This is a genomic window from Nocardioides sp. Root190, assembly GCF_001428565.1.
Lineage (GTDB): Bacteria > Actinomycetota > Actinomycetes > Propionibacteriales > Nocardioidaceae > Nocardioides.
Genome location: NZ_LMIA01000008.1, coordinates 573598 through 600366, shown reverse-complemented (window position 1 = coordinate 600366; position 26769 = coordinate 573598). Strand labels below are relative to the sequence as shown.

The window sequence follows — 26769 nt, the reverse complement described above, 5'->3', positions numbered from 1 at the left end:
CGGACCGGCGGCACCTCACCGGCCAGTGGCGCTGAAGTGCTGGTAGTCCTTCAGCGAGCTCCAGGACCCGCCCCAGGTCCAGCCGATCCGGGCGAACTCGCGGACCACGAGGTCACCGGCGTGGAGGATGCCCGGCTGGGTCCGGGTCCGGTCGAGGTACGCCGAGGCCCGCTCCGGGAGCACGACCTCGCCCTTGCTGTACGGGTTCAGGAACGGGTTCACGTCGATCGCCAGGCCGTAGGCGTGCGCCGACCAGGACGTCGCGCCGCGGGCCGCGCGACAGACCAGCGCCGCCGTGTTGTTGCCGTCCCCGGTCGGCGGGGCCTCGAGGTCCGCCGTCGTCGGCAGGCGCATCTCCTCGATCGGGTAGTCAGCGGCGTACAACGCCCGGAACACCGACACGACCTTCTCCGCCTCGCTCGCCGCGACGACCAGCTCGCCGGTGTGCGCGGCATCGTCGAAGCCGCGGAAGGAGACGGTCAGGTACCTCAGGTCCGCCAGGCCCACCGGGCACCGCGGCGACCAGGTGTCCCCCATCCGCGTTCGGATCGCGTCGGTCACCGGCCCGATCGTGGACGCGAAGCGGTCGCCGTCCGGAGGCGCGAGCAGGTCCGCGGTCGGGAACCGGCGCACCCGCAGGGACTTCGGCGTCGGGCGGATCTCGCCGAAACCGGCGTCCGTGCGCGGCAGGACGTGGACGCCCAGCTCCCAGTCGGAGTACGCCGGGCCGGAGTCAGCCGTCGCGCTCTGTCCCGGACCGGCCGGGGTCGTCGTACCTCCGGACGTGGGCGTCTCGCCGGACGGCGTCGGCTCGTCGGCCGTGTCGTCGGAGCAGCCTGCCAGCAGGGCCGACAGGACCAGTGCCGTCGCCGCGAGGGCCGCGACGGGACCTCTCACAGCAGTCGCCGGTCCGATGCCCAGCGGGTCAGCTCGTGGCGCGAGGAGAGCTGCAGCTTGCGCAGCACCGAGGACATGTGGGTCTCGACGGTCTTGATCGAGATGAAGAGCTCCTTGGCGACCTCCTTGTAGGAGTAGCCGCGCGCGATGTGGCGCATGACCTCGCGCTCCCGCTCGGTCAACCGGTCGAGGTCCTCGTCCACGCTCGCCAGGTCGGCCGAGATCCCGGCTCCCGCGAAGGCGTCGAGGACGAAGCCCGCCAGGCGCGGCGAGAAGACCGCGTCCCCGTCCGCGACGCGACCGATCGCGTCGACCAGCTCGGGTCCGGTGATCGTCTTGGTGACGTAGCCACGAGCGCCGCCGCGGATGGTGCCGATGACGTCCTCGGCCGCATCGGACACGGAGAGCGCGAGGAAGCGGACCTCGGAGTCGTTGACCCGACGGATCACCTCGACCCCGCCACCGCCGGGCAGGTGCACGTCGAGGAGTACGACGGCGGGCCGGTGCTCGAGCACGGCCGCGACCGCTTCGTCGACGTCAGCGGCCTCGGCCACCACCTCGACCCGGCCCGCCCCCGTCGTACCCAGCTCGGCGCTGACGCCCCGGCGGAACATCGCGTGGTCGTCGACGACCACGACCCGAACGGGCTCGCTCATCGGTCTCCCTTGTCGTTGGTGGTGCTCAGGTGCAGTCGCACCTCGGTGCCCTCGCCCGGCGCGGAACGGATCTCCGCCCGCCCTCCGTGACGCTCCATGCGGTCGATGATGCTGCGCCGCACGCCGAGCCGGTCCTCCGGGGTGGCGTGCTGGTCGAAGCCGACGCCGCGGTCACGCACGAAGACGTCTATGCCGGTCGGGGTGATCTCGGCGTACACGTCCACGCGCGGGACACCGGCGTGCTTGGCCGCGTTGGCGGTCGCCTCGCGGGCGGCCTGGACGATCGGACGGAGGGTCTCGTCGAAGTCGACGTCACCGACGGCGACCACGTCGACCGCGACGCCCCAGGCGTCCTCGATCTCGGCGGCGGCAGCACGCAGGGCGCTGGCCACGGTCGCCTCGTCCATCGACTCCCCCGCGTACAACCAGGAGCGCAGGTCGCGCTCCTGGGAGCGGGCGAGACGGGCGGCGTCGGCGGGGTTCTTCTGGATCAGCGCGAGGGTCTGCAGCACCGAGTCGTGGAGGTGGGCGGCGACGTCGGCCCGCTCCTGGGTGCGGACCCGCTCCTCGCGCTCCTCGCTGAGCTCCGACATCAGCCGGTAGACGAACGGTCCGGCGACGATGCCGATGCCACCGATCGCCAGCAGGATGGCGATCACCGCGTCGCGGGCCAGGGACAGGGAGCCGTCCCGCAGCGCGAACAGCACCAGCGCGACGACGACGAGCGAGACGCCCGCGGCGATCCGGGCCCAGGCGGCCCAGCCGCCGCCACCGAGGATCACCCGGATCGGGTCGACCTTGCCGCTCGCGTCCAGCCAGCGCTCGCGCTGCGCCTCGTCGGCCTGCCGCCACAGCAGGGCGATGCCGACGACGGCGATCCCGAGCGGCCAGACCCACCAGCCGTTGCCCAGGACGGCGCCGGCCGCGAAGATCGCGCCGACACCGAGCACCGACAGCGTGATGACCGGGCCGAGGTCGGAGAGCCGGCGGCCGCGGCCGGGGCGGCGGCCGTCGCGGGTCGCGCTCTCCAGCCCGGGGGCGAGCAGCGACGGCGGCGGCCCGGCGGGCAGCAGGGCCCAGAGGGCGGCGTACGCAGCGACACCGGCCCCACCGACGAAGGTCGCGACCACGAAGCCGACCCGGACCCAGACCACCGGGACGCCGAGGTGTGCGGCCAGTCCGGAGGCGACGCCGCCCAGCACCGGGTCGCGGAGGTCACGCCAGGCGCGGCGGACCTCTCGGGACGCCGGCGGGGCGGGCGCAGTCGCAGTGGTGCTCATGGTGGTTCCATCGTCACACAGCGCACCCCGTGCGAGCAGGGGGAACGACCCTGATCCGACCCTGAGGTGATCCCTCGGGGGATGCGGCAGGATCAGGGCTGTCCCCGATGGTGTGCCACATCTTTCGACAGCAGGCTTGAGCCATGAGTTCCCCGTACGACACCGACAGCGGCCCGACGGGTCCCGAGCAGGGGCCGAGCACCCCCAGCGGCCCGCCCAGCGCCGGACCCCGCGTCAGCCGTGACGAGGTCCGTGACCTCGCTGCACTGCGCCGCAGCCGGACCGACCGCAAGGTGTCCGGTGTGGCCGGCGGAGTCGCCCGCCACCTCGACATCGACCCGCTCCTGGTGCGGGTCGCGTTCGTCATCCTCACCTTCTTCGGCGGCGGTGGCCTGATCCTGTACGGCGTCGCCTGGATCCTCGTGCCCGAGGAGGACACCGGTGACACGGTGATCCACACCGAGGACGGCGTGCGCACCGCGGCACTGATCATCGCGGGGGTGCTCGCGGCGGCCTCGGTGATCGGGGACTCGGTCGGCGGGATGGACGTCCCCTGGCCGCTCATGGTCGTCGGGCTGGTCATGATCGTCGTGCTGGGCGGCAAGCAGGCCAAGGACCGCCGCTTCGGCGGCTCGGGCGCTGCTGATGGGCTCGCACCGGACGCCGGTGCCGACGGCCCGACGTACCCCGGCTACCGTCCCGGACCTCCCCCGCCGCCGAGGCCGGCCGAGCCGAGGCGCCGCGGACCGCTGCTCTTCCCCTTCACCCTCGCGCTCGCCGCGTTCGGCCTCGGTGTCGTCGGCACGCTCCACCTGGCGGGCGTCGACGTGGCGGTCTCGGCCTACCCCGCGACCGCGCTGGGCGTGATCGGCCTGATGCTCCTGGTCGGGGCGTTCTACGGTCGGGCCGGCGGTCTGATCTTCATCGGCCTGCTGGCCGCGATCGCCACCGCCGTCACCTCCGTCGTCGACGACGTCGAGATGGGCGAGATCAACAAGAAGCCCGACACGGCTGCCGAGCTCAAGACCAGCTACAGCCTGGGGATCGGCGAGATCGTCATCGACCTCACCGGCCTGGACGCCACCGAGCTGGCGCAGCTGGACGGCGATCGTCTCGAGGTCGACCTCGACGTCGGCCACCTCCGCATCGTGGTCCCCGACGAGGGTCTCCGCGTGAACGCCGACGCCTCGATCGAGCTGGGCGAGGTCATCCTCTTCGGCGAGAAGTCCGACAGCTCCGACCGGGCCAGCCACGGCGACGCCGAGGACCCCGTCCTCGAGATCGACGCCGACCTCAGCCTCGGCCAGCTCGAGATCATCACTGCGAAGGACGCGGCATGAGCACCCACGAGTTCGACACCACCGGCCCCGAGCGTCCGCGTGAGGACCGCACCGACCCGCAGGGCCACCCCTCGGGCGACCGGTCCGGCGAGCGCCCGCGCCGCTCCGGCTGGCACCCCGTCAACACCGGGCACCTGGTCATGGGCGTCGCCTTCAGCGGCCTGGTCGTCGTGTGGGCACTGGTCAAGGGCGACGTCGTCGACCTGGCCGACAACGGCTGGGTGATGGGCCTGCCGTGGCTCGCCGCAGGAGCGGTCGGGCTGCTCGCCACGGTCCTGCGTGGCCCGCGCGACCACGGCCCCCACCACGGCCCCCACCACGGGTCGTCCCACCACGGCTCCCACGGGTCAGGCACCATGCACGGGTGGCACTAGCACTTCCGCAGCTCCCCGGCCTGACCTCGCTCCCTGCACTGGAGCACCCCGAGCTCGTCGCGGCGCCGGTCGCCGCAGCCCTGGCCGCCTGGCCCGGCGCGGCCGGCGTCGCCGTGGTCGAGATCGATCCCGACCTCGCCGACACGGCAGCGATGAGCGAGGCCTACGGGCTGTCGATGGAGGCCGGCGCCAACTGCGTCCTCGTCGCCGGCAAGCGGGAGGGGGTCGAGCGGATCGCGGCCTGCCTGGTGCGCGCCGACACCCGCGCCGACGTCAACCACACCGTCAAGCGGCTGCTCGACGTACGCAAGCCGTCGTTCCTGCCGCTCGAGCGGGCGGTCGCGGAGTCCGGCATGGAGTACGGCGGGATCACGCCCGTCGGCCTGCCGGAGGGCTGGCGCCTTCTGGTCGACACGCGGGTGGCAGACATCGAGGTCGCGGTGATCGGCTCGGGACTGCGGCGCTCGAAGCTCCTCGTCCCCGGGAGCCTGCTGGTGCAGCTGCCCGGCACAGAGGTCGTCGAAGGCCTCGCTGGCTGACAACCTTTCGGCACCCCTCACCGCTTCTTGCAGGTGAGAGGAGTGCTGATGGAGCGAACGGTGGTGGACAGGGCGATGCCGGAGGACGCCGTCGATGACGGCGCGGACCACGGGTTCGACGCCTTCGTCGTCGCGCGGGGCGACGCATTGTGGCGCTCGGCGTGGTTGCTCACCGGCGACCACCAGCTCGCCGAGGACCTCGTGCAGACCGCGCTGGCGAAGTGCTGGCGTGCCTACGGCCGGATCGGTGCCGACGGGTTCGAGCCCTACGTACGCCGGGTTCTGTTCACGACCTACGTGTCGTGGTGGCGCCGCAAATGGCGCGCGGAGCGACCGACCGAGCACCTGCCCGAGACGGCCGCTGCGGCGAACGACAGCGATGGGCGCAACGACCTGGTCGAAGCGCTCGGACGCCTGCCCCGTGGTCAACGCGCCGTCGTGGTCCTGCGCTACTTCGAGGACCTCACCGAGCAGCAGACCGCCGCTGCCCTCGGCATCAGCACCGGCACCGTCAAGAGCCAGTGCTCGCGGGCGCTCGCTGCCCTGCGCTCCTCTCCCCACCTACGACGAGAGGAGTCACCCCATGACTGACGAGGACTGGCTGCGCGCCGGACTGGCCGATGCCGTGCCCGAGGCGCCCGGGGCGCCCGACCGCGCGGCAGCGGCGCTGGCTCGCGCGCGGCGCGACCGGCGTCGTACGACGATCGTGGGGGCCGCCAGCGTCGCGGTGACCCTCACCGTGGTCGGCGCGATCGCGACGCTCGGCGACGGACGGTCGCCGGATCGTGTCGCGGCCGAGCCGCCGTCGCCCCTGGACGTCGCTACGTGTCCGGCCGAGCCGGTCGACGCGCTGACGCAGGTAGGTCCTGACCACGTCCCGGACGGCGCGGTCTCGGTGCGCCTGTGCGACGGCGGCGTCGTACTGATCGACGTCCCGCAGGACGCACTGGTCACCGAGGTCGACGACGTTGCCGCGGCGGTGAACGGGCTCGAGGACGCCGCACCCCGGGCATGCACGGAGGAGCTGGGCCCCGGCTACCAACTCGTCTTCGCCTACGCCGACGGCACCTCGGTCGTCGCCGCAGGCCGGCTCTACGGCTGCCGCGAGGTCGTCGTCAACGGCGCCGAGCGGATCGGCGCCGATGCCCCCTTGGAGCGCTTCATCGAGCTCCTGCGCGAGCAGCGGGAGGGCCTCGAGCCGCCTCAGGTGTCGACAGCAGACGGACTCGAGTGCCTCCGGCGTCTCGACACCGTCACCGCGCCCATCCCTCTGGGCCGGGCGCAGGACCTCGAGGTCGCCGTCCTGTGCGTCACCAGCGGCGGGCGGGTGGACCGTCGAGCCGAGATCGCCGAACGGGACATGGAAGTCCTGGTCGCGGACATGGAGCAGAACACCCAGTCCGGCGCCGGCATGCCCAGCTGCCTGGCCGACCCTCCGCCGATCCCCCGGATCCTCGGGCTCACGGCGTGGCGTGACCTCGTCCGTCTCTCGGGACTCTGCGGCTCGAACAGGTTCCATGTCGAGGGGACCGAAGACACCGTGTGGACGCCAGGCCCCGAGGCCGCGGCGATCATCGAACGGCTGATCGGCTGACCGGCTGACCGGCTGACCGGACGCCAGAAATGTCGGAGCCCACCCGCGCACGATCGCGCGGGTGGGCTCACGAGTCCTCAGGGCCGAGCTGACCCGGGGTGTGCCTCAGTGCCCGCCGAGGCCCGTGACCTTGATGCCGGAGTGGATCTTGTACTTCCGGTTGATCGAGATCAGCACGGCGGTGAAGGGCTCCAGCACGCGCGCGAGGCGGAGCTTGCCACCGTCGATGCCGGGGTGTCCGGTCACAGCGGCGGCGAGGTCGATGGCGACCTGCTTGCCCTCGACGGAGTCGCCGACGACGATGACGTCCTCGTCGAGGAACTCGTCCTCGCTCCACAGGCCGATCGCGGACACGTTGTGGAACGCACCGACGACGGTCGCCTCGGGGGCGAGCTCGGCGGCGGACTCGGCGGCCGAGCCCTCACCGCCGTTGACGACCTGGCCGTGCGCGCCGCGCTTGTCGAAGGCGAGCGGGTTCACGCAGGAGATGACGGTCTTGCCGTCGAGCGCGCCGTTCTCGGCAAGGGCGGCGACGAGCTCGTCGTGGCCGTCGTAGGGGACGGCGAGCAGGACGACGTCGGCGGCGGCGATCGCGTCGGCGTTGGTCGCACCGGTGGCGGTGCCGGCACCGGCGAGACCGGCGAGACGCTCGGTCACCTCGGCCGCGACGACCTCGGCCTTCTCGGCGGCGCGGGAGCCGAGGACGATGTCGTGGCCGTGCCGGGCGAAGCGGTAGCCCAGGCCCTTGCCCTGCGGCCCGGTGCCACCGATGACGGCGACGGTGTAGTGGCGGATCTCGGTCGAGTTGGTCTCAGAAGTCACGCTTCGTCCTATCAGGTGGCGCGCGGTCGCGGTGGAGCAGGTCTCGCAAAGGGAGACCATGGACATTGTGACAGTATTACTGTCACAGTTGTACTGGCGGGGTTCGCACCCGCCATCGACATCGTCGTTGATCGGCCGCGAGGCCGGAAGGGATCTCCATGAAGCTCTCGATGCCCCTCGTCTATGCGGGCAACCCGCGCGAGTCCGCCGACCAGGTCGCCGCGCTGGAGAAGGCCGGGCTGGACACCATCTGGGTGGCCGAGCCCTACGGCTTCGACGCCCCGACCCTGATGGGCTACCTCGCCGCCAAGACCGAGACCGTCGAGATCGGCGCCGGCATCCTCAACGTCTACTCCCGCACGCCGGGCGCCCTGCTGCAGACCGCGGCCGGCCTCGACAACGTCTCCGGCGGCCGCGCCGTCCTCGGCCTCGGCGCCTCCGGCCCGCAGGTGATCGAGGGCTTCCACGGCATGGCCTACGACCGTCCGCTGACCCGCACCCGCGAGGTCATCGAGGTCCTGCGCGCCGGGCTGCGCGGCGAGCGCCTCGACTACCAGGGCAAGACCATCCAGGTCCCCCTGCCCGAGGGCCAGGGTCTGGGCCTGGGCAAGCCGCTCAAGCTGCTCAACCGCCCCGAGCGCGCCGACCTCCCGATCTGGGTGGCCGCGCTGGGCGACAAGAACGTCGCGATGACTGCCGAGGTCGCCGACGGCTGGCTCCCCTTCCTCTACTACCCCGAGAAGGCCAAGGACGTCTGGGGCGAGCCGCTCGCCCGCGGTGGCGCCAAGCGCTCCGCCGACCTGAAGCCGCTCGAGATCTGCGCCGGCGGCATGGTCGCCATCGGTGAGGGCCCCGAGACCAAGGCCCTGCTCGACTTCATGCGCCCTCTCTACGCCCTGTACGTCGGCGGCATGGGCGCGCGCGACAAGAACTTCTACAACCAGCTCGCCTGCGAGTACGGGTTCGAGAAGGAGGCCAAGGAGATCCAGGACCTCTACCTGTCGGGCAAGAAGAAGGAAGCCGAGGCGCTCGTGCCACTCGAGTGGCTCGAGGCCGGCAACCTGGTCGGCTCCGCGTCGTACGTCCAGGAGCGGATCGCCGCCTTCAAGGAGTCCGGCGTCACGAACCTCTCCGTGTCCCCCGCGTCCGACGACCCGGCCGCGACCATCGCACAGATCAAGGAATGGGTGGCCTGATGCCCGAGCGTCCCAGCATCTACGAGACCGAGCACGAGGACTTCCGCAAGACCGTGCGTGCCTTCATGGAGCGGGAGGTGATGCCGCACCACGAGCAGTGGGAGAAGGACGGCGTCGTCAGCCGCGAGGTGTGGCGCAAGGCCGGCGAGGCGGGCCTCCTCTCCTTCGAGGTGCCCGAGGAGTACGACGGCCCCGGGATCAAGGACTTCCGCTACAACGCGATCATCGCGGAGGAGAGCGCCCGGGCGGGCGCCAGCGGACCGGGCTTCGCGGTCCACACCGACATCATCGTCCCGTACCTCATCACCCTCGGGACCGAGGAGCAGAAGCAGCGCTGGCTCCCCGGCACCGTGTCCGGCGACCTGATCACCGCCATCGCGATGACCGAGCCCGGCGCCGGGTCGGACCTGCAGGGCATCCGCACCACCGCCATCGACAAGGGCGACCACTACGTCCTCAACGGCACGAAAACCTTCATCAGCAACGGCATCCTGTCCGACCTGGTCATCGTCGTGGCCCGTACCGATCCCGAGGCCGGCGCGCACGGCATCAGCCTGCTCGTGGTCGAGGAGGGCATGGAGGGCTTCACCCGTGGCCGCAACCTCGAGAAGCTCGGCCTCAAGGCGCAGGACACGGCGGAGCTCAGCTTCGAGGACGTCGTCGTGCCGAAGGCCAACCTGCTCGGCGAGGAGGGCCACGGCTTCGTCTACCTGATGCAGAACCTGCCCCAGGAGCGTGTCTCCATCGCCTGCATCGCGGTCGCCGCGATCGAGCACGTGCTGGAGCTGACCATCGACTACACGAAGACCCGCGAGGCCTTCGGCAAGCCGATCGGCAAGTTCCAGAACACCCGCTTCGAGGTCGCCGAGATGGCCACGGAGGCCTACATCGCGCGGGTCTTCGTCAACCACTGCATCGAGCTGCTCAATGCCGGCGAGGTCGACACCGCGCTGGCGTCGATGGCGAAGTGGTGGACCACCGAGCTGCAGAAGAAGATCGTCGACCAGGGCCTGCAGCTGCACGGCGGCTACGGCTACATGCTGGAGTACCCGATCGCGAAGGCGTACGCCGACACCCGCATCCAGACGATCTACGGCGGCACGACCGAGATCCAGAAGGAGATCATCGGGCGGTCACTGGGCCTCTGAGCCCGTCGACCGACGACGAACGCGCAGAAGTACGGCGACCCCGGGATGTCACATTCCGGGGTCGCCGTACGTCGTGTGGGTGCGGGAAGGTAAAAGTTCCCGCTCCGCGATGAGTCCGGGGTGATCTCAGGGTCAGATCCGGAGAAATCCCGATGCCGTTGTCGGTCCCCACTGGAAGAGTTCCCCGCATGCACCGTCAGATCGCCGGAAAGCTCACCGGCCCCGTCACGAAGTGGATCGTCGCCGTGGCGGTCCTCTTCATTGCCTTTGCGCTCGCGCCCCTCAACGCCAAGCTCGCCGACGTCCAGAACAACGAGGCATCCTCCTGGCTGCCCGAGTCGGCCGAGTCCACCAAGGTCCTCGAGGAGCTCTCCAGCTCCAACACCCAGGACCCCAACGACATCCCGACCCTCGTCGTCTACCAGCGCGACGGCGGACTCACCGACGCCGACTTCGCCGAGATGGACGAGCACGCGACCGAGATCGGCGCCGACGTCGACGGGGTGACCGACTCCAACGACGACGGAACCCCTGACGTCCTCTCCCCCAACGTGGCCGAGCAGGCCGGACTGCCGCAGAAGCTCGTGTCCGATGACGGCGAGGTGGCCTACCTCTACCTCGTCCTCAACTTCGGCGAAGACGGCTGGAATGCCATTCCCGATGCGGCCGAGGACATCCGCAGCCTCGCCAAGATCGACGGTGCCACCGTCCACCTCGCCGGCTACGGCGGCCAGGCCGCCGACGCTGCCGAGTCCTTCGAGGGCATCGACACGAACCTGATCTTCGCCACCCTCGGCGTGGTCATCATCATCCTGCTGTTCACCTATCGCAGCCCGATCCTCTGGCTGCTGCCGATCATCTGCGCCGTGGTGGCCAACCTGATCGCCACGGGTGTGGTCTACCTGCTCGCGAAGCACGCCGACCTCACCGTCAACGGGCAGAGCCAGGCGATCCTCAGCATCCTGGTGATCGGGGCAGGGACCGACTACGCCCTGCTGCTCGTCGCGCGCTACCGCGAAGAGCTGCGTCGCCACGACGACCGGCACGAGGCGATGGCGTTCGCGCTGCACCGTGCTGCACCCGCGATCCTCGCGAGCGCCGCCACGGTCTGCGTCGGGATGCTGTGCCTGGTCTTCGCCGATCTCAACTCGACCGCCGGTCTCGGACCGGTGATCGCGGTCGGCATCGCCGCCACCTTCCTGGTCATGGTGACCCTGCTGCCCGCGCTCCTGGTGATCTGCGGCCGGTGGGTGTTCTGGCCCAAGCGCCCCACCTTCGGGACTCCCGAGCCCACCAGCTCCGGTCTGTGGGCCAAGGTCGGCAACGCGATCAAGCCCCGCCCCCGCGCTGTCTGGGTGGTCACGACCGGCCTGCTGCTGGTCGCCTGCGTGGGCCTGATCCGGCTCGACACCGGCGGCCTGTCGACCGAGGAGACCTACACGAAGGAGTTCGACTCGATCAAGGGTCAGAAGCTCCTCGAGGACCACGGCCTGCAGGACGCGTCCAACACGATCCAGGTGGTGGCCGACACCGACCAGATCGACGCGGTCTCGCAGGCACTGGCTGGGGTCGAGGGGCTGGGCGCACCCGGCACCGCCGTTCCCCTCAGCGATGGCCGGTCCTACTTCGAGGCGACGATCGCGGCCGACATCTCCTCGCAGAAGGCGTTCGACATCGTCGAGGCCAGCCGCGACGCGGTCCACGACGTCGACGGGGCCAGCGCCCTGGTGGGCGGAGGTGCGGCGTTCTACCTCGACACCAAGATCGCCGCCAACCGCGACAACCTGGTGATCATCCCGCTGGTCCTGCTCGTGGTCTTCATCATCCTGTTGCTGCTGCTGCGGGCCGTCCTGGCGCCGGTGATCCTGATCGCCACCGTGGTGCTGTCCTTCGGGGCGGCACTCGGCATCTCGGCACTGCTGTTCGAGTTCGTGTTCGGCTTCGCCGGGGCGGATCCGGGCTTCCCACTGTTCGCGTTCGTCTTCCTCGTCGCCCTGGGCATCGACTACAACATCTTCCTGATGACCAGGGTCCGCGAGGAGACGGCAGCCCATGGCACCCGGAAGGGTTCGCTGATCGCACTGTCCTCGACGGGCGGGGTGATCACCTCGGCCGGACTGGTGCTCGCCGCGACCTTCCTGGTCCTCGGGTCCCTGCCGCTGGTGTTCCTCGCCGAGCTGGGTGTGGCGGTCGCGCTCGGCGTCCTGCTCGACACGATGATCGTGCGCTCGGTGCTGGTCACGGCGATCAACCTCGACATCGGCGGCAAGATCTGGTGGCCGAGCAACCTCGATCGCGGCGAGAACGTCGTGGCCGAGGAGCCCGAAGCGGAGCCGGACACCTCGGCGAAGGTGCCGGCAGGGGTTTAGCAACCGCCAGGAAACCTAGGATGCTCCCGCGGGCCGATGCACGGCCTGCGGGAGCAAGGGGTTCAGCACATGGGTGACGAGACGAATCCGATCTGGCCGTCGGACGAACCGACCAACCCGCGCGGCGCGCGCCCGAGCGGTCCGCCACCCTCCGGTCCCCCGTCGGGTCCGCCCGCACTGCCGCCGACGGCGATGCCGCCCCAGCAGCAGCCACCGCAGTGGTCGCCGACGCCTCCTCCCCTCGCCCCGCACCTCCAGGGTCCGCCGAACCAAGGTCCTCCGCACCAGGGCCCGCCGTACGGACCTCCGCCCGGCTTCGGCGGTCCCGGGTACGGCGCCCCGCCGCCCCGCCGGCGTCGGGTCGGCTTGGTCATCGCGGCCCTGCTCTCCCTGGCCCTGGTCGCCGGGCTGGCCGTTGCCGGCTTCCTCTACGCCACCGGTCGCTTCGGCATCGGCCCGCTGAGCGCGGCCGACAAGGACGCCGCCGACGCGATCGTCGACGGGGTCGAGAAGCCGGCCTGGGCCGACGACGACCAGGTCGAGTGCGCAGTGGACGACCTCGTGCACGAGTACCGCTCCGAAGGACTCCAGGACCGCGGCCTCGTTGAGTACGACGGCGGTTCGTGGGCCTACAACGGCCAGTGGCGCGGCGACGACGCGGTCGCCTTCAACGAGAGCCTGCTCGACTGCGACGATGACTGGGCGAAGGCCGTCGGCAAGGAGTGGGGCATCACCGACACCGAGTGCCTCGACGGCGTCGACACCGCCGCCCTCGGCGCGTTCTTCGCCCAGGAGTCGTTCACCCTCACCGACGGCGAGGAGTCGGTCGAGGAGGACAGCGCCGAGGCCGTGGCAGAGCTCGACGAGTGCTACCTCGAGGAGCCCGACATCCCGCGGGGCGTCGCGCGGGCCGCCTACCGCTCGCTCGAGGTGGTCTTCACCGAGCCGGTCAAGACCTCGCCCGGCGAGACCGTGATCAGCACCGGCGGTGAGGGCAGCTGGACCCCGCTCAGCGGTGACACGGTCACGGTCGACACCGAGGAGGGCGGCGTACGACGCTGCGTCGAGGCGCAGGCCGTGACGACCCTCCCCTGGGGGTCCACCGCGGAGAAGGTGACCGAGATCTGCGGGACCTCCCAGCCCAAGCGGATCTTCTGGAAGCGCCCCGCCAAGAAGTGCACCCAGCAGCCCGGCTGCTACTCCTTCCAGCTGCACTACGAGGGCTTCAAGGACTACGCCTCCATCACCGCCCGCTACACCAGCGACGGCGGCGGGTGCATGGCCACCAGTGGCCGCTGCTCCGACACCGTCACCGTGGTGCCGGGCGGCAAGGGCACCATCGTCACGTGGTCCTTCCCCCGGTCCTACCGAGGCGACTTCAGGGCGAGCGTCGGCAAGCTCTTCGACGAGGTCCCCAACTGAGGGCCCCGCACCAAGGACCCGTGTCCGCAGAAAAGTGGAACACGTTCTAATTCAGGCACCTGCCTTGTAAACTCGGGATGCCATGACAGAAGGTCCCACCCCCCAGCAGATCCGCCGGGCTCTGGCGCGCGCCGAGCGCGGCGCCGCGCTCGATGTCGCCGAGGCGACGGTGCTCCTCGCCGCCACCGGCGAGGACCTCGATCGACTCGCGGCAGCAGCCGCGAAGGTGCGCGACGCGGGCCTGGTCGCGGCCGGTCGCCCCGGAGTGGTGACCTACTCCCCGAAGGTGTTCATCCCGATCACCAAGCTGTGCCGGGACCGGTGCCACTACTGCACATTCGTGGAGACCCCAGCCCAGGCCGCGCGAGAGGGGCGGGCGCCGTACCTCTCGCCCGACGAGATCCTCGACATCGCCCGTCAGGGTGCCGAGCTCGGCTGCCTGGAGGCGTTGTTCACGCTGGGCGATCGTCCCGAGGACCGGTGGCCCGAGGCCCAGGCCTGGCTCGACGAGCAGGGCTACGACTCGACCCTGGCCTACATCCGGGCGATGGCGATCCGGGTGCTGGAGGAGACCGGGCTGCTGCCCCACCTCAACCCGGGCGTGATGAGCTGGGAGGAGCTGAACCGGCTCAAGCCGGTCTCCCCCTCGATGGGGATGATGCTCGAGACCACCTCGCGTCGCCTGTTCGAGACCAAGGGCGAGGCCCACCACGGCTCCCCCGACAAGGACCCCGAGGTCCGCCTACGGGTCCTGGAGGACGCCGGCCGCCACGGCATCCCGTTCACCACCGGGCTGCTGGTCGGGATCGGCGAGACCCTCACCGAGCGCGCCGAGACGATCTTCGCGCTGCGAGCGACCTCGCGGGCCTACGGCGCAATCCAGGAAGTCATCGTCCAGAACTTCCGGGCCAAGCCCGACACCGCGATGCGTCACGTCGACGACCTCGACCTCGCCGAGTACCGCGCCGCGATCGCGGTCACCCGCCTCGTCCTGGGCCCCAAGGCCCGCATCCAGGCGCCCCCCAACCTTGTGGACCTCGAGGAGTGCCGCGCGCTGCTCGACGCCGGTGTCGACGACTGGGGCGGCGTGTCCCCCCTGACCCCGGACCACGTGAACCCCGAACGCCCCTGGCCCTCGCTGGAGCGGCTGCGCTCGATCAGCGAGCAGTGCGGCTTCGAGTTGCGCGCCCGGCTCACCGTGCACCCGGAGTACGTCGTCGGCGCGCTGCGCCACGGCGAGGCCTGGATCGACCCGCGGGTGCACGCCCACGTCGCCGCGCTCGCGGGACCGGACGGGCTGGCGATCCCCGGCGTCCGTCCGACCGGCCTGCCCTGGCAGGAGCCCGACGCCGCGCTCGAGTCCGCCGGCCGCACCGACCTGCACTCCTCGATCGACGACGAGGGACCTGACGGAGGCCGCACCGAGGACCGGCGCAGCGACTTCGCCTCCGTGTACGGCGACTGGGACTCGGTTCGCGAAGCCGCCTCTCACACCTCCGCCGCGGTAGTCCCGGGCCAAAAGCACCGCGACACGCCGTACATCGGTGCTTTTGGCCCGGGACTATCGGCGATGGCCGCCGCAGAGAAGGATCCGGGCAACCTCTCCGACGAGCACGCGTTGACCCTGATGACCGCCGAGGGCGACCTGCTGCGCTCGGTCATCAGCCTGGCCGACGACCTGCGCCGCGAGGTCTCCGGCGAGGCGGTCACCTACGTCGTCAACAGGAACATCAACTTCACCAACGTCTGCTACGTCGGCTGCCGCTTCTGCGCGTTCGCGCAACGCAAGAGCGACGCCGACGCCTACTCCCTGTCCTACGACGAGGTCGCCGACCGTGCCCAGGAGGCCTGGGACCTCGGCGCGACCGAGGTCTGCATGCAGGGCGGCATCGACCCCGAGCTGCCCGCCGACGCCTACTTCGGCATCGCCGCCGCAGTGAAGAAGCGCGTCCCCGGCATGCACGTGCACGCCTTCTCCCCCATGGAGGTCGTCAACGGCACCGCCCGCACCGGCCTGTCCATCGAGGACTTCCTGATCAAGGCCCGCGAGGCCGGCCTCGGCTCCCTGCCCGGCACCGCCGCGGAGATCCTCGACGACGAGGTCCGCTGGGTCCTCACCAAGGGCAAGCTCCCCACCCGCACCTGGATCGAGATCGTGTCGACCGCCCACCGCATCGGGCTGCCCACGACCTCCACGATGATGTACGGCCACGTCGACAACCCACGCCACTGGGTCGGCCACCTCGGTGTGCTGAAGTCCATCCAGGACACCGCACGCGAGAACGGCTCCAGCGGATTCACCGAGTTCGTCCCACTGCCCTTCGTGCACACCTCCTCACCGATCTACCTCGCCGGCGTCGCCCGCCCCGGCCCCACCCACCGCGACAACCTCGCCGTGCACGCCATGGCCCGCATCCTGCTCCACGGCCGCATCGACAACATCCAGACCTCCTGGGTCAAGCTCGGCATCGACGGCACCCGCGCCATGCTCGACGCCGGCGCCAACGACCTCGGCGGCACCCTCATGGAGGAGACCATCTCCCGCATGGCCGGCTCCGAGCACGGCAGCGCCAAGACCGTCGCCGAACTGGTCGAGATCGGCGCCGGCATCGATCGCCCGGTCCGCGAACGCACGACCTTGTACGGCGTCCCCAGCCGCGCCTGAGCCCCACCCCTGCTGCGGAGCCGTTCGTCGGCGTACTCGACGACGGCTTCCGGCCACACACCTCTTGAGAAAGTTGTTGGCGCCAACCCCTTTACGTGACCCCCGTCACTGCATATGTTGTCCCGAACAACATATAGCCGGACCACGAACGCCGACAGACGACGTCACCGGGGCCCGGAATCGCTAGGAGGCGGTTGGTGTGAAGCGCAAGTACGGCGCGGTGGTGGCCGCGGGCCTCGGCCTGGCTCTCTCACTCTCGGCATGTGGCTCGGACGACAGCGGCGGTGACGACAACAACTCCGGCGGCAAGGTCGACGGCAAGATCGGCGTGATCCTCCCCGACACCGAGTCCTCGGTGCGCTGGGAGAGCGCGGACCGTCCGGCGCTCGAGAAGGCGTTCAAGGACGCCGGCGTCGAGTACTCGATCCAGAACGCCGAGGGTGACGCCGACAAGATGGCGCAGATCGCCGACTCGATGCTCGCCGACGGTGTCACGGTGCTCGCCATCGTGAACCTCGACTCGGCCTCGGGCGCAGCGATCCAGGAGAAGGCGAAGTCGCAGGGCGTCGCCACGATCGACTACGACCGACTCACCCTCGAGGGCTCGGCGGAGTACTACGTCTCGTTCGACAACACCGTCGTCGGCGAGCTCCAGGGCCAGGGCCTGGCGGACTGCCTGGGCGAGAAGGACGCGAACATCGTCTACCTCAACGGCTCCCCGACCGACAACAACGCAACGCTCTTCTCGGCGGGCGCGCACAGCGTCCTCGACAAGGTCAGCACCTACACCGAGGTCGGCGAGCAGGCCGTTCCGGAGTGGGACAACGAGGAGGCTGCGGTCATCTTCCAGCAGCTGTACACGCAGGCTGACGGCAAGGTCGACGGCGTGCTGGCTGCCAACGACGGCCTGGGCGGTGCCGCGATCTCGATCCTCGAGGCCAACGGCCGAGCAGGAGAGGTTCCCGTCACCGGACAGGACGCCACCGTCGAGGGTCTGCAGAACGTCCTCGCCGGCACCCAGTGCATGACGGTCTACAAGTCCGCCACGCTCGAGGCGAACGCTCTCGCCGAGACCGCCATCGCCCTCGCCAGTGGCAAGGACGCCGAGACCACCGGCACCACCAAGGACTCCGAGAGCGGCCGTGAGGTGCCCTCGATCCTGCTCGACCCGGTCTCCATCACCAAGGACAACGTCGCCACCGTCATCGACGACGGTGGGCAGAAGCTCGAGGACGTCTGCACCGCGGACTTCGCCGACGCCTGCAAGGCCGCCGGCCTGTCCTGATCCACACCGCACGTCGGGCACCCGCGATCCGCCACGGAGCGGGTGCCCGACGCGCGACCTCGACGAGACCGGCGCGCTCGTGACGAGCACGCCATTTCGTTGGCCCGAACAACAATCAACTCGCCCCGGAGGGCCGCCATGACTGCCGAGCTCAGCGCTGAGGCTCCGTACCGTCCCGAACCCCTCGCCCCGCTCCTCGAGCTGCGTGGCGTCAACAAGAGCTTCGGTGTCGTGCACGTCCTGCACGACGTCGACTTCGCCGTCTACCCCGGCCAGGTCACCGCGCTGGTCGGCGACAACGGCGCCGGCAAGTCGACGCTGGTCAAGGTCATCGCCGGCATCTACGGCCGCGACAGCGGCGACTACCTCTTCGAGGGCGCGCCCGTGCACGTCAACGGCCCCCGCGACGTGGCCGGCCTCGGCGTCGAGGTCGTCTACCAGGACCTCGCGCTCTGCGACAACCTCGACATCGTTCAGAACATGTTCCTCGGCCGCGAGCTGCGCAAGGGCATCGTCCTCGACGACATGACCATGGAGGATCGGGCCCGCGAGACCCTCGCCTCCCTGTCGGTCCGCACCGTGAAGTCCGTGCGCCAGAGCGTCGCCAGCCTCTCCGGCGGCCAGCGCCAGACCGTCGCGATCGCCAAGGCCGTGCTGTGGAACTCCCGCATCGTGCTGCTCGACGAGCCGACCGCTGCACTGGGCGTGGCCCAGACCCGGCAGGTCCTCGACCTCGTGCGCCGACTCGCCGACCGTGGTCTCGGCGTCGTGCTGATCACGCACAACATGAACGACGTCCTCGAGGTGGCCGACCGGGTCACCGCGCTCTACCTCGGCCGCGTCGCGGCCGACGTACCGACCGAGAACGTCAACCACAAGCAGATCGTGGAGCTGATCACCGCCGGCCGTTCCGGCGATCTCGGCATCCGCGACGACGCCGCGGCGACGATCTGAGGAACTGACGATGAGCATCCAGACCCCTGCCCCCACCCCGACCGACACCGCGAAGGTCGCCGACAGCGACTTCACCGGCGACAACCGCAGCTCCGCCACGATCGGCGACGCCGCCCGCGACTACCTCAACCGCCTGCGTGGCGGCGACATGGGATCGCTCCCGGCACTGCTCGGCCTCGTCGTGCTGTTCGCCGTGTTCGGGCTGTCTCACGACAAGTTCCTCACCACCTACAACCTCACCAACCTGGTGATCCAGGCCGCGTCCATCTGCGTGCTCGCGATGGGTCTGGTCTTCGTGCTGCTGATCGGCGAGATCGACCTCTCCGCCGGCGTCGCGGGTGGCGCCTCGGCCACGATCACCGCCCTGGTGATGATCGACCACGGCTGGTCCTGGTGGGCGGCCGTGCTCGCTGCCCTCGCGATCGGCGCCGTCATCGGCCTGGCCATCGGCTCGCTGGTGTCGCTGCTCGGGATCCCGTCCTTCGTCGTGACGCTCGCGTTCTTCCTCGCACTGCAGGCCGTGCCGCTCAAGCTGATCGGCTCCGGCGGCTCGCTGCGGTTCAACGACGAGGTCCTGCGCGGGCTCTCGATCAAGAACGTGCCCGTCACCGCCGGGTGGATCGCCGCCGTGCTCCTCGTCGTCGGCTTCGCCGGGCTCACCCTGTGGCAGCACCGCTCACGGGTCGCGAAGGGCCTGGTCCACAAGCCGATCGCGCTCGTCGCCCTGCAGCTCACGGTCTTCGCCGGCATCGTGCTCGGGCTGACCGCCCTGCTCAGCCAGAACCGTGCCGTGAACCCGAACGTGTTCAACATCAGCGGCATCCCGTGGGTGGCGCCGGTCGTCATCGTGCTCCTGCTCCTGTGGACGTTCGTCCTCACCCGCACCCGCTTCGGCCGCCACCTCTACGCCGTCGGCGGCAACGCCGAGGCGGCCCGCCGCGCCGGCATCAACGTCACCCGGATGAAGATCACCGCCTTCGTGATCTGCACCAGCATGGCCGCGATCTCCGGCATCCTCGCGGCGTCGTACACCGGCAAGGTCTCGCCGGGCTCGGGCGGTGGCAACGTGCTGCTGTACGCCGTGGGCGCGGCCGTCATCGGCGGTACCAGCCTCTTCGGCGGACGGGGTCGTGCGATCGACGCCGTCGTCGGCGGCCTGGTCATCGCCACGATCCCCAACGGCCTCGGCCTGCTCGACCAGGCCAGCTACATCAACTACATCGTCACCGGTGGCGTGCTGCTCCTCGCTGCGAGCGTCGACGCCATCTCCCGGCGACGTCGCTCGGCTGCCGGGGTCTAACGTGGCCGGCGTGCAACGGGTGGGGACAGGGACCAATCAGGAAGCCGTCCGCCGCCACAATCTCGGGACCCTGCTCCGTCACGTGCACGACTCCGGCGAGCAGTCGCGAGCCGAGCTCACCGGGCAGATGGGCCTCAACCGGTCGACCATCGCCGGCCTGGTGAGCGAGCTCGACGAGCTCTCCCTCATCGAGCAGGCCTCCCCCGCCGTCGGTCGTCGCGGTGCGGGCCGACCCTCGGCAGGGGTGCGAATCCGCGACGACGGTCCCTACGTGGTGGCCGTCGACCTCGGTGTCGACCGCGCCGTCGTGGCCAGGATCGGCCTCGGTGGACGGATCTGGGATCGCGCCACGGCGCCGATCCCCCACGACACCGAGGCCTGGCAGGTCGGAGCGACGGTGGCCGGCCTGGTCCGCCAGGTCGTGGCGCTGTCGCCGCCGGAGGCCCCGCTGCTCGGCATCGGGGTCGCGATCCCCGGCCTCGTACGACGCAGCGACGGCCTGGTGCGGCACGCCCCCAACCTCAACTGGCACGACGTCTCGTTCGGTTCCATCGTGCTCGCGGCGCTCTCGCTCGACGTACCCATCGCGGTCGGCAACGACGCCGATCTCGGCGCGCTCTCCGAGCACCGCCGCGGGACGGCCGTCGACGTCGACGACCTCGTCTACCTCTCCGGCAACGTCGGCGTCGGTGCCGGTGTCATCACCGGCGGGAACCGTCTCGAGGGCGTTGCCGGGTACGCCGGCGAGGTCGGCCACCTCTCGCACGACCCGCGCGGACTGGTCTGCCACTGTGGCAGCCGGGGGTGCTGGGAGACGGTCGTCGGTGCGCCCGCCATCGCCGAGGCGCTGCGGTGTCCGGAGGACCAGGTGGCCCGCTTGGGCGAGATCCTCGAGGACATGACCACCGCACCCCGCGAGCTGCGCTCGATCGCGACCGAGCTCGGTCGCGGACTGGCGGCGGTCGTCAACATCTTCAACCCCAGCGTGGTCATCCTGGGCGGCCACTTCCTGCCGCTCTTCCGGCTGTGCCGGGCCGAGGTCACCGCCGGCCTCACCGAACGCGCGCTCTCACCTGCCCGCGACGCCGTACGCCTCGCCCTTCCGGGGCTGGGCGGCGACTCGATCCTGCTCGGCGCGGCGGAGATGGCGATGGAGCCGGTGTTCGTCGACCCCGTCGCGAGCCTCGCCGCAGCGGTCACGGACGCTCCCGCTCGGCTGGCTGGCTGACGAAGTGCCCGGTTTTCTCCTCCGAAGTGCGTGGTTTGCTCCACCGAGGTCGGCGGTCTTCTCCGCGACGTACGACGTCCTCGGCACCGAGAGCAGCAGCAAACCACGCACCTCGGAGGAGAAAACCACGCACTTCGCGGGCAACGGAGGATCAGGGGAGGAGGTCGACCGACCCGGCGAGCACGTCCTCGAGGGCTCGCTCGGCAGCACCGGTGGCCGCCACCCCCGTGCCGAGCTCGCCCAGCCGCAGGTCGGGGCGTCCCAGCCCGCTGCTGGCCAGCGAGGCGGTGAGCTCCTCGGTGACGGGGGCGAGGATCAGGTCTCCGAGCGGCGCGAAGTAGCCACCGAGGACGATGGTGGCGGGGTCGACGATGCCGGTGACGATGCCCAGTCCGCGACCCAGCCAGCGGCCGACCGCGGCGACACCGGCCCGCACCTCCGGTGAGGTGGCAGCGACCCGGGCGACCTCGGCCGCGGTGTCGCGCGGGGTGCCGACCTCGCTGATGCCGGTGGCCTCGAGGAGTGCGTGCAGCCCGACGGAGGCCTCCCAGCACCCCGTGCGTCCGCAGCCGCAGCGGGCACCGGGCTCGCCGATCGGGAGGTGACCGACCTCGCCGGCGAAGCCACGCGCTCCACGCAGCAGCCGGCCGCCGTCGACCAGCCCGGCGCCGATGCCGACCGTTCCGGTCAGGTAGAGGAGGTGGTCGGATCCACGGCCCGCGCCGTGATGGAGCTCGGCCAGCGCCGAGCAGTCGGCGTCGTTGGTGACGCGGGTCCGTCCGGACCAGCCGAAGGCAGCATCGACGACGTCGGCGACCACGGTGCCGGTGACGGGCAGGTTCGGCACCCAAACGGCGGTCCGGTCGTCACCGTCGACGAGACCGGGTACGGCGACCGTGGCACCGACGGCGTGGAGCCCGGCCCCGGCGAGGTCCTCGGCCAGACGGGCAGCCAGATCGGCCAGGGCTGCCACCACGTCGACACCGGTGACGGGCCGGGTCAGCTCCCGACGCACGCTGCCCGCCAGGTCGAGGGCCACGGCGGCGACGTACTCGACGTTGACCTCGAAGCCCAGCCCCACGAGGCGTCCGTCGGCCAGGGTGAGCAGCTGGCCGGGGCGGCCGCGCTCACCGCTGCGCGCCTGCTCGAGCTCGCGCACCACGCCGGCCTCGTCGAGACCGGCCGCGATCGTGCCCACGGTCGCCTTCGCGAGACCGGTCCGGCTCGCCAGGTCCGCGCGGCTGCCAGGCCCGTCCGCACGCAGCGAACGCACCACTGCGGCGGCGTTGCGCCGCCGCAGCGAGTCGGCACCGGAGTCCGGTGCCGGGCCGTCAGCCACGAATGCCGTAGAGGTGTTCGAGGGCGAGCTGGTCGAGCTTCTCCATCGCCACCTCGCGGGTCGCGAGCTCGTCCAGGCGGTCGGCGTCCGGCAGCGTCCAGTCCAGCAGCCCGCGCCATCCCTCTCCCTCGGACAGGGTCGGACGCGCGAGCTCGGGGAGCTCGGCCTCGACCAGGGCCGCCTTCACCTCGGGGTCGGCCCGGAAGGCGGTGACCTTGTCGCGCAGGATCAGGTAGTTGTCGATGCAGGCGCGCGCCGAGGCCCACACCCCGGCCTCCGTCTCGGGCCGGACCGGCTTGAAGTCGAAGTGCACCGGGCCGTCGTACCCACCGGCGACCAGGGTGTCGACGACCCAGAAGGCGCCCCGGACGTTGCCGGCGCCGAAGCGCAGGTCCTGGTCGTACTTCGGGCCGTTCTGGCCGTTGAGGTCGATGTGGAAGAGCTTGTCGTGCCACAGCGCCTGCGCGTAGCCGGCCGCCGCGTTGAGACCTGCCATCTCCTCGTGCCCGATCTCCGGGTTGAGGCCCACCAGCTCCGGACGGTCGAGGGTCTCGATGAAGGCGAGGGCGTGGCCGACGGTCGGGAGCAGGATGTCGCCGCGCGGCTCGTTGGGCTTCGGCTCGATCGCGAAGCGGAGGTCGTAGCCCTGGTCGACGACGTACTCGCCGAGGACGTTGAACGCCTCCTGGTAGCGGTCGAGCGCGGCCGGGACGTCCTTCGCGGCGCCGTACTCGGCACCCTCGCGGCCGCCCCAGCAGACGTAGACCTTGGCGCCGAGCTCGGCGGCGAGGTCGAGGTTGCGCATCACCTTGCGGATCGCGAAGCGCCGCACGTCGCGGTTGTTGGAGGTGAAGGCACCGTCCTTGAAGACGGGGTGGGTGAACAGGTTGGTCGTGGCGGTCGTGACGACCAGCCCGGTCTCGGCCAGCCCCTTGCGGAAGCGGTCGATGATCCCGTCGCGGGTCGCGTCGTCAGCACCGAACGGGATCAGGTCGTCGTCGTGGAAGTTGACGCCGTGCGCGCCGATCGCCGCGAGCTGCTCCAGCGCGTGCACCGGGTCCATCTCGGCGCGGGTCGCGTCACCGAACGGGTCGCGGGCCTGCCAGCCGACGGTCCAGAGTCCGAAGGAGAACTGGTCGGCAGAGGTGGGGACGGGACGGTTCATGAGGGGTTCCTCTCGGTGGTGGTCAGGCAGGGTCGGTCAACGGGTGGCGAGACCGTCGCGCAGCGCGGCGTACCGCTCGCGCACACTCGGGTCGGGATCAGGTACGGCGGCCAGGCTCGCCTCGGTCGGCAGCGGCCAGCTCGGGGGCGTGGCCGTCCCGGCGAGGACCCAGGCCGCCTGGCGGGCGGCGCCGCGGGCGACGTACTCCCCGGGCTCGGGGAGCACCACCTCACGGCCCAGGACGGCCGGAGCGAGGGCGCGGACGGCCGCACTGCGTGCGGCTCCCCCGACGAGCAGGACCCGGGCGGGCTCCACACCGGTCTGCGCCACGAGGGCGTCGACCGCGTCGGCGAGCGAGCAGAGGAGGGCCTCGACGGCCGCCCGGGCGAGATCGGCCCGGGTGGTCTCCGGTCCCATCCCGCTCCAGGTGCCGCGGGCGCCGGGACGGTTCGGGGTGCGCTCGCCGCCGTAGTAGGGCGAGAGCGTGACGCCGCCGGCTCCGGGCTGCGCACTCAGCGCGAGCCGGGCGAGCTCGTCGTGGTCGACGCCCAGCCAGCGGCACTGCAGGTCGAGGATGCCGGCGGCGTTCATGGTGGTGACCATCGGCAGGTAGCCGCCGGCGGCGTCGGCGAACCCGGTGACCGTGCCGGTGGCGTCGGCGATCGGCGCGGCGGCGACGGTCGAGGCGACGCCCGAGGTGCCGATCGACACGAGCACGTCGGCCGGGGTCAGGCCGAGTCCGAGCGCGGCCGCCATGTTGTCGCCGGTGCCGGAGGCGAGGGGGCGACCGCCGCGAGTGCTGGCGGCCACGTCACCGGGAGCGACCACCACGGGGAGGGCGGCCTGGTGCCCGAGCGCTGCACCGAGCAGGTCGTGGCGCCAGGTGGCGGAGCGTGCGTCGAAGTAGCCCGTGCCGGAGGCGTCGCCGCGATCCGTGAAGGGCTCGGTGCCGGGGACTGCGAGGTGGACCGAGACGAAGTCGTGCGGCAGCAGGACCCGCTCGACCCGGGCGGCGTTGTCGGGCTCGTTGTCGCGCAACCAGCGCAGCTTGGTGCTGGTGAAGGACGCAACGAGCACGCTCCCCAGCGCCTCCGCGCACGCCTGTGGTCCACCCATCTCCGCGACCAGCTCGGCGGCCTGCGACGCGGAGCGGGTGTCGTTCCACAGCAGCGCGTCACGCACCGGCTCACCGGCAGCGTCGAGGGCGACCATGCCGTGCTGCTGGCCGCCGACGGCGACCGCGTCGGCACGCTCGATCAGGCCGGCCGTGGCGTCCTCGACCGCGCTCAGCCAGGCCCTCGGGTCGACCTCGGTCCCCCCGGGGTGCCGTGCGACCCGCTGGTCGACGACGGTCCCGTCGTCGGCGTCGACGAGCAGGGCCTTGGTGGATTGTGTCGAGGAGTCGACACCGAGGACGAGAGGCACACCACCTATTTAGTACGAGTCTTGAACTAAGTCAAGGGTTGCGGCACCCCGGGACCACCGCTGCGCCCGTCGCGCCAGGTCCGGAACCGTCGCCAACCGCGCCGGACCAGTCGCCAGGAGAGCCACAGCAGCACGAGACCCAGGAGCAGGAGCGTCAGCGCGATCGAGCCGGCGATGTAGGGGTGCTGCACCGCGAACCAGGTCAGGGCAAGCACGACCACGTCCTCGCCGAGGCTGACCGCGATGTTGGTGAACGGCTCGGGCGAGGTGTTCACCGCGACCCGCGTCCCGGTCTTCACGAGATGGGACACGAAGGCGCTGGTCCCGCCGACCGCGCCACCGGCGAGGTCGTTGATCGAGGAGGAGTCGCCGGCGATCAGGACGCCGACGGCGCCACCGACGAAGGGCCGGATCAGCGTGGAGACGACGTCCCAGGCCGTGTCGACGTACGGGATCTTGTCGGCGACGAACTCGAACGCGTACATCGCCGCAGCCACGCCCAGGACCTCCCACCGTCCGAGGACGTCGGGCACCTGGTCGAAGCCGCCGATCCGGTCCGCGATGCCGAGGACGAGCACGACGAGATAGCTGTTGACCCCACTGGCCCATCCCGAGGAGAAGGCGAGGGCGATTGATTCCACGCCGACAGCGTAGGGCCGCGAAGCTGCGTCGGTCCGGCTCTGATCGGGGCTGCTGTCGATCTTCGCGGAATACATGTTCGCCGCGGTTGAACGCCACTAGGCTCGGCAGGCTCCCGCCGCGCTTCACGTTAGGCCTTGCCATGCGATCACGTCGTACTGCCCGGTTCCTCACCGTCCTCGTCGCCACCGCCGCATTGGCGTCCGCGTGTGGCGGCGGTGATGACGATGCGAAGGATCAGGACACGGACACCGGGAGCTCGCAGGCGGAGGAGTCTCCCGTCAGCGAGGAGGTCGACGCCTCGATGCCCGACCTCACCGGGCTCACCGAGGACGAGGCACGGACCCAGCTCGTGGGTCTCGGCGTCGACGAGGGCGACATCGTCGTGGCTCCGCAGGAGAGCCTGCTCGACGCGGGCACGATCGTCGACACGGTTCCTGGGGCGGGTAGCGCGATCACCGGCTCGATCACTCTCAAGATCGCTGGGCCAGTGGGCCCTGTGCCCAACTTCGTCGGTGACCAGGTCTCGAAGGTCGAGGCATGGGCCGAGGAGCGAGGGATCACCTTCACCGAGGTGCCCATGCCGGATGCCGACCGTGCCGATGGCGAGGTGCTCGGCACCACTCCCGAGGCAGGGCAGACGGCCTCCTCGGAGATCGAGGTCCAGGTCGCTCGCACACCTACGAACAAGCCGCTCTACCTGTCGGACTCCCTGGACAACGACTACTGCGCCGACCTCGAGACCGGCGAGATCTTCGTGGACGGTGAGCCGTACGACGGAAGTGCCGCCGAGCCCGGTAGCAATGGCTGCTCGTGGGAGTTCGACATGGGTCGCGACTGGAACCGCCTCACCGGCATCGTCGGTTTCACCGACACGTCGGAGAGCAACACCCGCATGCGGGTCCAGATCAAGGTCGACGGCGCGCCCAAGGTCAACCAGGTCATCGACTTCGGCAAGAAGCCGCTGACGCTCGACGTCGACGTCTCAGACGGGCTCCGCCTCTCGATCACCTTGAGCCCGGTGGCCGGCGGCGGAACGATCGGCTTCGGGGACCTGCAGCTGGTGGGTTCGGGCGCAGCAGCCGGAGGCGACCCGGACGAGGACCTCGACGAGACCACCGAGTAGCTGCTC

At 70.8% G+C, this 26769-nt stretch carries 23 protein-coding genes; 15 read left to right on the top strand and 8 right to left on the bottom strand.

Annotation, left to right across the window (positions count from 1 at the left end):
- Window positions 1–15: 15 nt before the first annotated feature.
- From ASE01_RS09245 to ASE01_RS09235, 3 genes are read right to left on the bottom strand one after another with little or no spacing between them, the layout of a single operon-like run.
- Window positions 16–897: a M15 family metallopeptidase gene (locus ASE01_RS09245; protein WP_200958788.1), complete on the bottom strand. Its 882-nt coding sequence runs from the start codon at window positions 895–897 to the stop codon at window positions 16–18.
- Complete coding sequence (locus ASE01_RS09240; RefSeq protein ID WP_056749859.1) at window positions 894–1553, bottom strand: LuxR C-terminal-related transcriptional regulator; 660 nt, start codon at window positions 1551–1553, stop codon at window positions 894–896. Before ASE01_RS09240 ends, ASE01_RS09245 begins: the two co-directional genes overlap by 4 nt.
- On the bottom strand, window positions 1550–2833 hold the full coding sequence (locus tag ASE01_RS09235; RefSeq protein WP_056749858.1) for a PspC domain-containing protein: 1284 nt from the start codon (window positions 2831–2833) through the stop codon (window positions 1550–1552). Before ASE01_RS09235 ends, ASE01_RS09240 begins: the two co-directional genes overlap by 4 nt.
- Before the next feature lie 143 nt (window positions 2834–2976).
- Here ASE01_RS09235 and ASE01_RS09230 point away from each other — a divergent pair, with 143 nt between their 5' ends.
- The 5 genes from ASE01_RS09230 to ASE01_RS09210 are packed head-to-tail and all read left to right on the top strand — an operon-like array spanning window position 2977 to window position 6680.
- Window positions 2977–4173: a PspC domain-containing protein gene (locus ASE01_RS09230; protein WP_056749857.1), complete on the top strand. Its 1197-nt coding sequence runs from the start codon at window positions 2977–2979 to the stop codon at window positions 4171–4173.
- Window positions 4170–4547: a hypothetical protein gene (locus ASE01_RS09225; RefSeq protein WP_056749856.1), complete on the top strand. Its 378-nt coding sequence runs from the start codon at window positions 4170–4172 to the stop codon at window positions 4545–4547. The genes ASE01_RS09230 and ASE01_RS09225 overlap by 4 nt, the downstream gene beginning before the upstream one ends.
- A complete protein-coding gene (locus tag ASE01_RS09220) occupies window positions 4538–5086 on the top strand; it encodes a YbaK/EbsC family protein (RefSeq protein ID WP_056749855.1) in 549 nt (182 codons plus the stop codon). Before ASE01_RS09225 ends, ASE01_RS09220 begins: the two co-directional genes overlap by 10 nt.
- Window positions 5087–5134: 48 nt before the next feature.
- A complete protein-coding gene (locus tag ASE01_RS09215) occupies window positions 5135–5677 on the top strand; it encodes a SigE family RNA polymerase sigma factor (protein WP_235535929.1) in 543 nt (180 codons plus the stop codon).
- Complete coding sequence (locus tag ASE01_RS09210; RefSeq protein WP_056749854.1) at window positions 5670–6680, top strand: hypothetical protein; 1011 nt, start codon at window positions 5670–5672, stop codon at window positions 6678–6680. Before ASE01_RS09215 ends, ASE01_RS09210 begins: the two co-directional genes overlap by 8 nt.
- A gap of 105 nt (window positions 6681–6785) precedes the next feature.
- Here the strand turns inward: ASE01_RS09210 and npdG are convergent, their stop codons facing one another.
- Window positions 6786–7502, bottom strand: a complete 717-nt coding sequence (gene npdG, locus ASE01_RS09205; protein ID WP_235535928.1) for an NADPH-dependent F420 reductase — start codon at window positions 7500–7502, stop codon at window positions 6786–6788.
- Window positions 7503–7660: 158 nt separating this feature from the next.
- On the opposite strand from npdG, the gene ASE01_RS09200 reads away from it, so the two are divergent.
- From ASE01_RS09200 to ASE01_RS09160, 9 genes are all read left to right on the top strand, one after another.
- Window positions 7661–8698 (top strand): LLM class F420-dependent oxidoreductase, encoded by a 1038-nt coding sequence (locus ASE01_RS09200; RefSeq protein ID WP_056749853.1) that lies wholly within the window; start codon window positions 7661–7663, stop codon window positions 8696–8698.
- Entirely contained in the window at window positions 8698–9846 is a 1149-nt protein-coding gene (locus tag ASE01_RS09195) for an acyl-CoA dehydrogenase family protein (protein ID WP_056750209.1), read from the top strand. Before ASE01_RS09200 ends, ASE01_RS09195 begins: the two co-directional genes overlap by 1 nt.
- Before the next feature lie 188 nt (window positions 9847–10034).
- Window positions 10035–12215, top strand: coding sequence for an MMPL family transporter (locus ASE01_RS09190; RefSeq protein WP_056749852.1), 2181 nt, complete (start codon window positions 10035–10037; stop codon window positions 12213–12215).
- Window positions 12216–12284: 69 nt separating this feature from the next.
- Entirely contained in the window at window positions 12285–13637 is a 1353-nt protein-coding gene (locus ASE01_RS09185; protein WP_157537208.1) for a hypothetical protein, read from the top strand.
- Between the two features lie 82 nt (window positions 13638–13719).
- Complete coding sequence (locus tag ASE01_RS09180; protein WP_056749850.1) at window positions 13720–16302, top strand: bifunctional FO biosynthesis protein CofGH; 2583 nt, start codon at window positions 13720–13722, stop codon at window positions 16300–16302.
- A 199-nt stretch (window positions 16303–16501) separates the two neighbouring features.
- On the top strand, window positions 16502–17587 hold the full coding sequence (locus ASE01_RS09175; RefSeq protein ID WP_056749849.1) for a sugar ABC transporter substrate-binding protein: 1086 nt from the start codon (window positions 16502–16504) through the stop codon (window positions 17585–17587).
- 138 nt (window positions 17588–17725) lie between these two features.
- Window positions 17726–18541, top strand: a complete 816-nt coding sequence (locus tag ASE01_RS09170) for an ATP-binding cassette domain-containing protein (RefSeq protein ID WP_056749848.1) — start codon at window positions 17726–17728, stop codon at window positions 18539–18541.
- Window positions 18542–18551: 10 nt separating this feature from the next.
- Window positions 18552–19841, top strand: coding sequence for a sugar ABC transporter permease (locus ASE01_RS09165; protein WP_056749847.1), 1290 nt, complete (start codon window positions 18552–18554; stop codon window positions 19839–19841).
- Between the two features lie 82 nt (window positions 19842–19923).
- A complete protein-coding gene (locus ASE01_RS09160; RefSeq protein ID WP_056749846.1) occupies window positions 19924–21069 on the top strand; it encodes an ROK family protein in 1146 nt (381 codons plus the stop codon).
- Between the two features lie 151 nt (window positions 21070–21220).
- Here ASE01_RS09160 and ASE01_RS09155 read toward each other — a convergent pair whose 3' ends face one another.
- The 4 genes from ASE01_RS09155 to ASE01_RS09140 are packed head-to-tail and all read right to left on the bottom strand — an operon-like array spanning window position 21221 to window position 25639.
- Window positions 21221–22408: an ROK family protein gene (locus ASE01_RS09155; protein WP_056749845.1), complete on the bottom strand. Its 1188-nt coding sequence runs from the start codon at window positions 22406–22408 to the stop codon at window positions 21221–21223.
- Entirely contained in the window at window positions 22401–23573 is a 1173-nt protein-coding gene (gene xylA, locus ASE01_RS09150) for a xylose isomerase (RefSeq protein ID WP_056749844.1), read from the bottom strand. Before xylA ends, ASE01_RS09155 begins: the two co-directional genes overlap by 8 nt.
- Before the next feature lie 36 nt (window positions 23574–23609).
- Window positions 23610–24998, bottom strand: a complete 1389-nt coding sequence (xylB, locus tag ASE01_RS09145; RefSeq protein WP_056749843.1) for a xylulokinase — start codon at window positions 24996–24998, stop codon at window positions 23610–23612.
- A 26-nt stretch (window positions 24999–25024) separates the two neighbouring features.
- Complete coding sequence (locus ASE01_RS09140; RefSeq protein ID WP_056750206.1) at window positions 25025–25639, bottom strand: DUF4126 domain-containing protein; 615 nt, start codon at window positions 25637–25639, stop codon at window positions 25025–25027.
- A 140-nt stretch (window positions 25640–25779) separates the two neighbouring features.
- Here ASE01_RS09140 and ASE01_RS09135 point away from each other — a divergent pair, with 140 nt between their 5' ends.
- A complete protein-coding gene (locus ASE01_RS09135; protein ID WP_056749842.1) occupies window positions 25780–26763 on the top strand; it encodes a PASTA domain-containing protein in 984 nt (327 codons plus the stop codon).
- The last annotated feature ends 6 nt before the right edge of the window (window positions 26764–26769 follow it).